The sequence below is a fragment of the Enterococcus sp. FR204 genome, assembly GCF_031143325.1.
GTDB classification, from domain to species: domain Bacteria; phylum Bacillota; class Bacilli; order Lactobacillales; family Enterococcaceae; genus Enterococcus_B; species Enterococcus_B faecium.
Map to the genome: position 1 here is coordinate 17165 of NZ_JAKZIW010000030.1, position 10276 is coordinate 27440.

At 37.5% G+C, this 10276-nt stretch carries 10 protein-coding genes and 1 tRNA gene; 2 read left to right on the forward strand and 9 right to left on the reverse strand.

All coding sequences use genetic code 11. The features are described from left to right. The first annotated feature begins 165 nt into the window (after nt 1-165). The gene (locus tag RG571_RS08115; protein WP_002288856.1) at nt 166-795 is read left to right on the forward strand and encodes an NAD(P)-dependent oxidoreductase; all 630 of its coding nucleotides are present in this window, start codon (nt 166-168) and stop codon (nt 793-795) included. A 102-nt stretch (nt 796-897) separates the two neighbouring features. Here RG571_RS08115 and RG571_RS08120 read toward each other — a convergent pair whose 3' ends face one another. The 7 genes from RG571_RS08120 to RG571_RS08150 form a co-directional block, all read right to left on the reverse strand. Beyond that, nucleotides 898-1707, reverse strand: a complete 810-nt coding sequence (locus RG571_RS08120; protein WP_002288854.1) for an MBL fold metallo-hydrolase — start codon at nt 1705-1707, stop codon at nt 898-900. 54 nt (nt 1708-1761) lie between these two features. Next, nucleotides 1762-2631 carry a two-component system regulatory protein YycI gene (locus tag RG571_RS08125; RefSeq protein ID WP_002288853.1) on the reverse strand — a complete coding sequence of 290 codons (870 nt, stop codon included), beginning with the start codon at nt 2629-2631 and terminating at the stop codon, nt 1762-1764. After that, a complete protein-coding gene (locus RG571_RS08130; RefSeq protein WP_002318504.1) occupies nt 2632-3948 on the reverse strand; it encodes a YycH family regulatory protein in 1317 nt (438 codons plus the stop codon). Further along, the gene (gene walK / locus RG571_RS08135; protein WP_002294131.1) at nt 3945-5780 is read right to left on the reverse strand and encodes a cell wall metabolism sensor histidine kinase WalK; all 1836 of its coding nucleotides are present in this window, start codon (nt 5778-5780) and stop codon (nt 3945-3947) included. The genes RG571_RS08130 and walK overlap by 4 nt, the downstream gene beginning before the upstream one ends. Before the next feature lie 4 nt (nt 5781-5784). Then, nucleotides 5785-6489 (reverse strand): response regulator YycF, encoded by a 705-nt coding sequence (gene yycF, locus RG571_RS08140; protein ID WP_002288850.1) that lies wholly within the window; start codon nt 6487-6489, stop codon nt 5785-5787. A 189-nt stretch (nt 6490-6678) separates the two neighbouring features. Further along, a complete protein-coding gene (locus RG571_RS08145) occupies nt 6679-7539 on the reverse strand; it encodes a DegV family protein (RefSeq protein WP_002299785.1) in 861 nt (286 codons plus the stop codon). Beyond that, on the reverse strand, nt 7526-8095 hold the full coding sequence (locus RG571_RS08150) for a DUF1836 domain-containing protein (protein ID WP_002322652.1): 570 nt from the start codon (nt 8093-8095) through the stop codon (nt 7526-7528). Before RG571_RS08150 ends, RG571_RS08145 begins: the two co-directional genes overlap by 14 nt. A 380-nt stretch (nt 8096-8475) precedes the next feature. Between RG571_RS08150 and RG571_RS08155 the strand changes: the two genes are divergently transcribed. Beyond that, nucleotides 8476-8548, forward strand: a tRNA-Lys gene (locus RG571_RS08155). Nucleotides 8549-8658: 110 nt separating this feature from the next. Here the strand turns inward: RG571_RS08155 and RG571_RS08160 are convergent. Together RG571_RS08160 and RG571_RS08165 are read right to left on the reverse strand one after the other, a co-directional pair. Next, nucleotides 8659-9309, reverse strand: coding sequence for a bacteriocin secretion accessory protein (locus tag RG571_RS08160; protein ID WP_002318501.1), 651 nt, complete (start codon nt 9307-9309; stop codon nt 8659-8661). A 16-nt stretch (nt 9310-9325) separates the two neighbouring features. Beyond that, nucleotides 9326-10276, reverse strand: a 951-nt coding sequence (locus RG571_RS08165) for an ATP-binding cassette domain-containing protein (protein ID WP_308947613.1), incomplete at its 5' end; no start/stop codon positions are given.

Below are 10276 nucleotides of genomic sequence, written 5' to 3' on the forward strand. Positions count from 1 at the left end.
TATCTCCTTCAACTTCTATTTTTATCAATCAGTTTTCTTAATTTAACTATACCCAATGATCACGAACCATGAAAGGAATGCGCACTGAGCTTTTCAAAAATCGGATTCTTTGACGAATATTCAGCAACTGCTTACAATGGACAGGAATAAAAAAGGAGGTTTTTTATGAAAATTGCACTCATTGGAGCTACTGGTCATGCAGGTTCATTTATTTTAGACGAAGCATTGTCCAGAGATTTAGACGTGACGGCAATCGTGCGTCATCCAGAAAAATTGCCATCAGATGTTCCGTTTATACAAAAGGATTTATTTGAGTTGACAACTACTGATCTTGCATCTTTTGATGTTGTCGTTGATGCTTTCAACGCTCCCAAAGGAAAAGAAGAAATGCATCAAACTTCTTTGTCCCATTTGATTGAGATGCTTGAAGGAACCGATACACGCTTAATTGTCGTTGGGGGTGCCTCTTCGTTATTCTTAGATACAGAAAAGACGACTCGTATGATTGACCAAGTACCTAAAAATGCACCCTTCTATCCAACAGCTTTCAATATGTACGAAGGATTGTTAAAATTGAAACAATCTAAAAATCTACATTGGACTTATATCAGTCCAGCTTCTTTATTTGATCCACATGGCAAACGTACAGGTACTTATTTGTTAAGTGATGATTATTTACAAAGAAACGCTGCTGGCGACAGTACGATCAGCATGGCAGATTACGCGATTGCATTAGTAGATGAGATACTGGATGAGAAACATGAAAAGCAACACATCAGTGTAGTCAGTCGATAATACGGTTATTTTTTTAATATGCTAAAAAAATAAAAATAGAAGATAAAACCAACCCTGATTGATTTTATCTTCTGCTTTTTATATTTTTATTGATTGAACTGTTTAAATCGAAAATAGCTCAGTTGCTTCATCTGGATCTGTATCATAGATTTCAAAATCATGTCCAACGCCAAAATCTTTTTCTTTCAAAACATTTTCCATTGTTAAATGAGCAAGTTCTTTCATATTGTTTTCCTTGCTAAGATGGCCAAGATAGATTCGTTTGGTCCGATTACCGATCACATCAGTCATGACAAGTGCACCGTCTTCGTTGGAAAGATGTCCTCTATCTCCTAAAATACGCTGTTTTAAATTCCACGGATAAGGTCCCATGCGTAACATCTCAAGATCATGATTACTTTCCATCAAATAACCATCGGCATTTTCAATGACACCTCGCATATAATCACTGCAATATCCGGTGTCCGTCAACATGACGAATGACCGATTTTCTTTATGGAAACGATAAAATTGCGGAGCCGCTGCGTCATGGGAGACGCCGAAACTCTCAATATCGATATCGCCGAATGTTCTGACTTTCCCCATCTCAAATAGATGTTTTTGTTCCACTGGTACATTTCCAATCAGTGGTTCCATCGCTTCCCAAGTCTGCTGATTGGCAAAAACATCCAAATGATACTTACGAGCCAAGACACCCACGCCATGTATATGATCTCGATGTTCATGCGTCACAAGTATTCCATCTAATTGGTCCGGTGTCCGATCAATTTGAGCCATCAAGGAAGTGATTTTTTTACCGCTAAGTCCTGCATCGACCAAAAGCCGTTTTTTTTCACTTTCGATATAAAGTGAATTACCCGAACTTCCACTTGCTAGGATACTGATTTTAAAAGCTGGTTTTTCTTCAGCCATTTGACTCCTACTTCCCTTCTTACTTTGTAAACTTTTTTCATTATACTCGCTTTTTTATTGATCTTCCACTTTTGGTACAGTATTGTTTGTCACGATCGTATTGCTGAAAGCGTTGACGCTCTCGATTTGGACCACTTTATCGCTTGTTTCGATCGCTACATGCCAAACAGGAACATACACATTTTTTTCCCGGACTTTCAGAATACAGGAATAAGCTAGCTGACGCCATAAAATTTTTGATCCTCTTGGTATTTTGTTATTGATGTACAATGTATTGATTGCTTCCTCTTCCGTATACAGTTCCGTCTTTTCGCGCAGCTGCTCGATATCAGATAAATGCGTCTGCATGTATTTCGTGATGCTATAATCATTATCGTTTTTTTCTAAAGAAAGAACGATTTTTGCTGTATCATCATTGAATGGGATGCCTTCATACTCTTGGCTTGCTTGGATTTCTAGTGGTTCTTCTTCTAAATGAGAAAAATTTTTCGTGTACACATAATCATTACCGAATAAAATATTGTCTTTGTTAGATAAAAAATCTTCCAAGGAACTACTAATTTTATCTGGATCGATCACGTTCTTTTCAGCATCTGAACTGGATAAAGATTTCGTCAAAACATCACCGTCTAAAAACACACCACTTGCCAGCAAGCCGCTTTTACCAGCCTTGCGATAATTCGCTAATGAAGTGCTAAGATTGGTCTGCTCCGCGCTAAGATAATAGCCTTGCTTGTTCTCAGACGAAATCTTCCCCGTGTAAGTGATATCGTCGCTAGCCAGACGTTGTTGGATTGATTCAGTCTGATTAGAGCGAATGACATTGTTTTCTTGGTATACCGCGTCATGATAACTGCTGAATAAAAACACATTCAACCCTAAAAAAGCGACGAAAAATATCCATTCGATTTTTTTGAAATCCAATTAATTCGCCTCCAATCCAGGTAATTTTTCCAGAAGGTCGTTAGCTGAATACCAGTTATCTTTATATTTCACATACCATTCAGGTAAGAGATCAACGACACGATTCGTTTCTTTGACATTTTGCCATGTATAGCCAACGATCACTGAACCAATCTTGTTGCTATCTGCTCCCTTAGCTTTTAACTGCTGGATGATTTCATTCGTACTTGCAAGTTCTACTTCTTCGTCTGAAGGTATCGGCACTTGAATCGTATTCAAACTGGTTTGGATATTCACTTGCACAGAACCATTCGTTTCACCGCCAACTTCCACACCAATCTGTCCTCTGCTGTCTGTCCCAAAAACCGGGAAGCCTTCCACGAATATCCGATAATCGATCGTATTGTCACTGCGGTCAAAATATCTGAGGTTCCCTAAAGAACTGCCTAATTTGCTAATATAGGGGAAACTTTCAGAAAATACACTAGCATTTTCTTTTTTCTCTGGCAGCTCTCCACGAAAATCAACTACTTGCGTTTCCGAATGGATAGACATTGTTTCATTCCCACCGTAAAAAATCAATTCATTGCTTTCATCATTATTCTTCACGCTATCTGGTTTCTGGAAAAAAGCATTTCTAAAAAGTGTATAGGGTTGCTGTGACAGGATATAACTATACTTTTTCAGTTTGATCGAATGTTTCGTAGCATATTGCGTGTCGATCGTCGATGGTTCTGTTGTCATTTCTGTCCATTTTGTGTCTTTTGCTGTTAATTCTTTATTGATATCTGTCCAATTCAACGAAATATTCGCTTCATATACGAGATGGTTCGAATAATTCAAAAATCGGATTTTTTTATTTCCTTGATCGAATTGTATTCTAGTAAAATACATATTTTCGCTTTCTTTTGCCAAGTTCGACACATCTAAATCTAAATCAAATGCTTCCTTGTATTCTCTTAGCAAAAAAGGCGCATTATAGGCCAACTCAAAACCAGAGTTCAGATTTTTCACCTGTTCAAACTGTGATTTGTCTCCTGAAACTACTTCAGAAAGCTTTCCAAATCTTGCTTTATCGATGATCAATTGCAATCGGTACACGAGATTTTCACTGTTGGTTTCTTGGATCGTTCCCGAATGGTGCCATGTAACATGAAGTGGAAGAAAGACTTCGGAAGTTTTTCGATTGCTTTGAGACTCGATCATTTGAGTGTTTGTCTCATCTACGTTGATTGAACTTTTTCCTGCTGGGCTCAGCCAGATTGCATAAGAGAAGTATATGCTTAACGCAACCATCAAAATGAGTCCTATACGAACGACTTTTTCAGAGATTCTCATTCCCACCATTCCTCCTCATAAGGTTCATATGGCAGCGAGATATAAAAAGTCGACCCTTTTCCTTCCTTGCTCTCTGCCCAAATAGCGCCTCGATGCGCCTTAATCACTTCTCTAGAAATAGCTAATCCAAGTCCTGTCCCACCTTGTGCTCTTGCACGTGCTTTATCTACTCGATAGAACCGCTCGAACACTCGGTTCAGATCTTTTTTAGGAATCCCCAATCCTTGATCGGTGATACTTAAAATCACGTTATTATGCGTTTCTAATAAGCGACAAGTAATCGTTCCCCCATCTGGTGAATACTTGATCGCGTTATTCATGATATTATCGACTACTTGGATGATTTTATCTGTATCTACTTCGACCCAAAGATCTCTTTGCGTAAATTCACGACGTATCTTATAATTTTTTTCCTGATTTCCCACCATCATATCAAACCGGTCAAGAACAAAATTCACTAACTCGTTGAAATTGACATATTCTAATTGAAGCTGGGTATTACCTGTATCCATGCGAGATAGATTTAAGAGGTCATTGATCATTCGAATCATTCGGTCTGTTTCATCTAGCGTTACCTTCAAAAAATTTGGTGCTACTTCCTCGTCTTTCCACGCACCTTCGCTCAATGCTTCGATATAACTACGCATACTTGTCAACGGTGTACGAAGTTCATGGGAAACATTAGAGACGAATTCACGACGTTCCCGTTCTGTTTTTTCTTGTTCTGTCACATCATGCAAGACAGCTACTAATCCGCTGATAAAACCTGATTCGCGACGGATCATAGAAAAGTCTACTCGCAAGATCATCTGATCACTTTCCAATGTACTGGTTGAACGGTCAAGTACCATTTCGTTTGGATCTTCTAATAATTTCCGCAACGTATATTCTTCTTCGATATCTAAAAGTGTCAAAATCGATTGTCCGATTGCTTCCTCGTTTTTGATATCTAGCAAGGAAACAGCCATATCATTGATCGTAATGACTTTACCCCTGCGATCTGTCGCAATGACGCCGTCTGTCATATGGGATAGCACGCTATCCAAACGATTGCGTTCAGCTTCCATTGTATCTTGAGCTTCTTCAATACGTTCAGCTAACTGATTGAAGGTATCAGCCAGCTGTCCAAGTTCATCTTGTCCATGCACTTTGACTTTCCGACTGTAGTCTCCTCTAGCGATTCGAATGGCTTGTTCTCTCATTTCACCGATCGGCTGTGTAATCGAACGAGCAACTAAAACAGATACGATCATTGAAATAAATGCCGCAATTAGTGAGGCAGTAAAGAAAATGACTGCTGTGTTATTGATTTCCGAATATTTTTGTTCGATATTACTTTTGACGTAAAGAGCCCCGATAACGGCATCGCCGGTCGGGGACAGGATCGGTTGAACATTGATATTCACCCGTTTATCGTCGTTATCTAAAGCAACATAACGTTTAGTCGTGAAATCATTGATATCAACATAATCATTTTTCTTTCCCACAGCGCTTTGTTCATTGACATCGGTTGTTCCTCGGATGATCCCTTTTTCGTCAACGACCCGTATTTCGATGATATCGCTAGTCGCACTGTTTTCAATAAATCTTTTGATATTCGCATTTACCTCTTCATCATCTGCATTATCTTTTCGATTCAATTCCGGGCTGATTGTTGTTGCTAATGATTCCACCGTTTGATTCATATCTTTAATAAATGTATTGATCGTGGAACGTTCTAAACCACGTATAAAGTAGGCACCAATAATTTCGATCGAGATCAATAAAATCAGAATAAAGGTAATAGCGATCTTAAAATTGACTGATCGAAAAAAGCGGACTTTTCTTTTCATCCAATTACTCCTGTTCTGGGTTACGCAAATAGTAACCGACACCACGACGTGTCACTAAATAATTTGGATGGCTTGGATTATCTTCGATCTTTTCACGCAAACGACGTACAGTTACATCCACTGTTCGTACATCTCCAAAATAATCATAACCCCAAACCGTTTGTAATAAATGTTCTCTTGTCATCACTTGTCCAAGGTGCTTCGCCAAGTAAAAGAGTAGTTCGAATTCACGATGTGTTAACTCGATTGTTTCTCCTCGTTTCGTCACCATGTAAGCTTCTGGATGGATCGTCAAATCACCAATCGTCAATTCCGCAGGTGCTGCCTCTTCTGGTTCCTTCGCAGCCGTGGCACCGCGACGAAGATTTGCTTTGACACGTGCAACTAATTCTCGGTTGGAAAATGGCTTGGTCACGTAATCATCGGCGCCTAACTCTAAGCCTAGGACTTTATCAATTTCAGAATCTTTGGCTGTTACCATAATGATCGGCATATCATAAGTTTTGCGTACCTCACGAGCAACTTCTAAGCCGTCCATTTTAGGTAGCATCAAATCAAGTAAAATCAAATCAGGTTCTACCTCAGCAACTTTTTCCAAGGCTTCTTCCCCATCATATGCAGTATAAACATCATAGCCTTCTTTGGCTAAATTGAATTTGACGATATCCGAAATCGGCTTCTCATCATCGACAACTAAAACTTTTTTCATAAAGAGCCACCTCTTATATATTATTGTCATACCTTCTCATTATACCGTATTTCTGCTTTTGTTTCATCTTTGCCTATAAAACAAAAGAGAAAATTAAAATGAAAGTGCAAAATACTTTATTATTTTTTGTTCTAACTTCAATAAAAAAGGAAAACACTGATTTTCACCTCAGTGTTTCCTTTTTTTGATTTATCCTTCTAAAACTTGTATACCGACACCCAATAATCCCGGACCAGTGTGGACTACTAATGCCGGAGAAATCTGGCCAAAGTAGATTTGGTTTGCTTGTGGGAACTCTCTTTTAAGTCTCGCTTCCATTTCAATTGCTTCTTCTTTCGCATCCCCATGGGCAACAGCTAAGTTGAAGACCTTTGCATTACCGATTTTTTCTTTGACGTAAGCAACCGTTTTATCCAAACTTTTTTTACGTCCCCTAGCTTTTCCTACTGTGTAATAAATCCCTTCTTCATTACATGAGATGATTGGGTTAAGTTTTAAAGCGGTTCCTACAATAGAAGCAACTAAACCGATTCGTCCACCTTTTTGAAGATATTCCAATGTCGCAACATTAAAGAAAACTTTTGTTCTTTCGACTAACTCATTCAGATTACTGATCAGTTGATCCCATTCTACTCCTTCTTCCAGCCATTTTGCTGCTTGGATCGCAGAAAAACCTGCACCAATACCAATATTTTTCGTATCTAGTACATATGCTTCCAATTCTTCTTGCTGTTGTGCAATTAAACGAACCACATTATATGTCCCGCTCAATCCACTGGAAATTGTTACCGCAAGTACCTTTTCATAACCGTCTTTTTTGATTTGCTCAAAGATTTCTGTGATCGACTCACCATCCGGCAAAGATGTACCAGGGATTTCCTCTGGCAAACGTTGATAGATCTCTTCAGGGGTAATGTCAATTTTATCTGTATATACCTGATCTTTATAAATAATTTTCAATGGGATCATATACATCTCGTATTTTTTTATCAATTCTTCTGGCACATCCGTACCTGAATCTACTAAAATTGCGATTTTATTGTTTTTCATTTGTTTTCTCCTCTTTTAAATATTCGGTTTCTAGAACAATCGTTTTTTCCGCAAGAAGTTTCATTGCAAACGATAAAGTTGCCGCTCTTACAGCAATATATTCTACAGGGGTTGCCTGGTCGAATTTTTGCGGATGAGATTTACCTTGTGCTAATTGGCTGACCATCCACACAGCTGCTTCTTGTTCATCGCAAAATAGATTATAGGCTTCACGAATTCCTACTGTTTTTCCTTGGAACAATATCCCTTCTTTGATTTCAGGAATAGTCAATACTTGTTTCAACGTAGTGATTGCAAGTAAAAATGCTACGTGTTCTTTGTTATATCTTTTTTTAACTGGTGCTGGTATCAAACCTAGTTTAACGTAATTGTTTACCATAGAAGAGGTAAGCAATGGATGCTTTTCTCCTTGTATCACAGGTGAAAGATAACGATCAACTAACGTTCTGACTTGGTCCATATAAAGTTCTAAGTCAGGGAGTTCTTCCCAGTGAGGCAGACGGAATGTTTCCAGTTCCTTCCCCCACTCCATTAATTGCTGACGCATTTTTTCCATCATAACCGCTCCTTTTTTCATTTCATAAACATGATATCAGACTTATGATAAACATTCAATCTAGTTGCTTTAACTAGGTAATTTGATTAGCGGGATTCCATGAAAACAAAAAACAAGAAGGCTAAGCCTTCTTGTCTTTTATCGTTAAGAACAGGAGACCCGCCGGGGAGACGGCGGGAAAGGAGTAAAAAATGAAAAAAGTGTTAGGGTTTGTTCTCTTGCAAGAACTTTGTTTGTTGGTATGCTTATATAATAGCGAGCAAATGTGAATAATCTATGAATGATTTCCTATAAGGAAGTAAAGATTTTTCTGATTTTCTTTAAATGTAGTCTTGCATTTTAAAATTCTTAGTGCTACTATTATTAAGTACTTTTTGTACGGGCCGTTAGCTCAGTTGGTAGAGCAGCTGACTCTTAATCAGCGGGTCGCGGGTTCGAGCCCCTCACGGCCCATTGGGTGCCAAACCCACGGAACAGGTAAATGTTGGTGCTAAAGCATTTCGAAAACATTTACGCTGTTCTTTTTTTATTTTTCAAAATAACTAGGGCTCTTTATTTTTAACTCAAAGTCCACTGTAGCTCATTTCTTTTGAAAAATCTTTTAATGATTGATTATTACTCCAAGCTACCTGTACTTGTTGCCATTCTTGTAATTTACTATCTGAACTCTCAATTTGTTTTTCTAGTTGTCTTTTTGTCTTTTCGTATACTTCTAATTGCTTTTGATCATTTAATTCACTTTGCTTCAAAGCGTAGCGGAGTGATTCTTTTTCTGACAACATGCTCTTTAATTGATTACTGTAGCCAAAACTGTCATCCGTTGAAAACAAATTTTTTCCTTTACTTATACTTTCAATAAATAGCTGAGCCATCTTTATTTGTTGAGTAATACGTTGGTTTTCTTGTTCTATCTGAGCCTTTTCATTCTCTATTAAAGAACAATCCAATCTAACCAACACATCGTCCTTATGAACAAATTGATTTTCTTTTAGGAAGTTTTCCATTATTTTAGCTTCTAATGGCACTTGTAACTTCTCTATTTTTTCGGGGTTCAATTGAGCCGTTGTCCGAATAACAACCTCTTTTTTAGCAAAGGTTAAAAACAATCCAATAATACATAAAAAAAGAATTACAGGGTATAACACCCAACGGTAGAAGCTATGATGTTGTTTAGTATAGATACTAGAATGTTCGAACCAATTATTATTCTGCATAAATTGTTTCCCTCTCCTAGATTTCCCATAATTTTTGATAGATACCATCGGCAAAACGAAGTTCATCGTGCGTTCCTTTTTCTACCAAATGCCCTTCATGGAGAACTAAAATTTGATCACATGTTTTTGCTATTGGTAAATGATGTGCAATAAAAATAATCGTTTTTTCTTTTAAATTGAGGAGATAATTCATAATTGCATGTTCTAACAAGGTATCTAATCCACTAGTTGCTTCATCTAAAATTAATATGTCCGGATTTTTTAATAAAGCCCGTGCTATGGCTAATCGTTGTCGTTGCCCTCCTGAAAGATTATTTCCACCTTCTTCCAACAATGTCTCGTAACGTAATGGCTGTTGATTAATAAATTCATTTAGTTGGACTATCTCACAAACTTCTATTATTTGTTCGAAACTTGGTGGGCTATCTAAACCGAATATAAGATTCTCAATGATTGTTCCACTAAAGAAAAATGACTCTTGAGGCAAATATGTCACTCGATCGCGTAATATCTGAAAAGGAATGTCTAAGTGATTAATGTTTCCATAATGGATCGATCCTTCTGATGCTTCATAAAAACGAACAAATAACTTTGCAAGAGTTGATTTTCCAGAACCACTAACTCCAACTATAGCCGTTTTACTGTGCGAAGGAATTGTACATGAAATTTCGTTCAACGTTGGGGCCTTCATGCTATACGAGAATGAAACGTTTTTTACAGTGATATCTTGTTGAAATAATTGTTCAGAAAGCATATATTCAAAAGACTGGTTCGATTTTTCTGAATCAATCGCGAAAATTTCATTTAAACGATTATTTGCAACTTGAGCCGTTTGCATTTTCACTTGTAAATTAATAATGTTTTGTAAAGGATCTGTGAAAAATACTAGTAAAGCATTGTATGTGATAAGTTGACCTAGACTAATTCTATTATCCATAACAAAATAAGAACCTAGCCATAAAATTAA

Coding starts and splice junctions, on each gene's coding strand:
- RG571_RS08115 (WP_002288856.1), top strand. CDS start 166: ATGAAAATTGCACTCATTGGAGCTACTGGTCATGCAGGTTCATTTATT.
- RG571_RS08120 (WP_002288854.1), bottom strand. CDS start 1,707: ATGGCTGAAGAAAAACCAGCTTTTAAAATCAGTATCCTAGCAAGTGGA.
- RG571_RS08130 (WP_002318504.1), bottom strand. CDS start 3,948: ATGAGAATCTCTGAAAAAGTCGTTCGTATAGGACTCATTTTGATGGTT.
- walK (WP_002294131.1), bottom strand. CDS start 5,780: ATGAAAAGAAAAGTCCGCTTTTTTCGATCAGTCAATTTTAAGATCGCT.
- yycF (WP_002288850.1), bottom strand. CDS start 6,489: ATGAAAAAAGTTTTAGTTGTCGATGATGAGAAGCCGATTTCGGATATC.
- RG571_RS08145 (WP_002299785.1), bottom strand. CDS start 7,539: ATGAAAAACAATAAAATCGCAATTTTAGTAGATTCAGGTACGGATGTG.
- RG571_RS08150 (WP_002322652.1), bottom strand. CDS start 8,095: ATGGAAAAAATGCGTCAGCAATTAATGGAGTGGGGGAAGGAACTGGAA.
- RG571_RS08160 (WP_002318501.1), bottom strand. CDS start 9,309: ATGCAGAATAATAATTGGTTCGAACATTCTAGTATCTATACTAAACAA.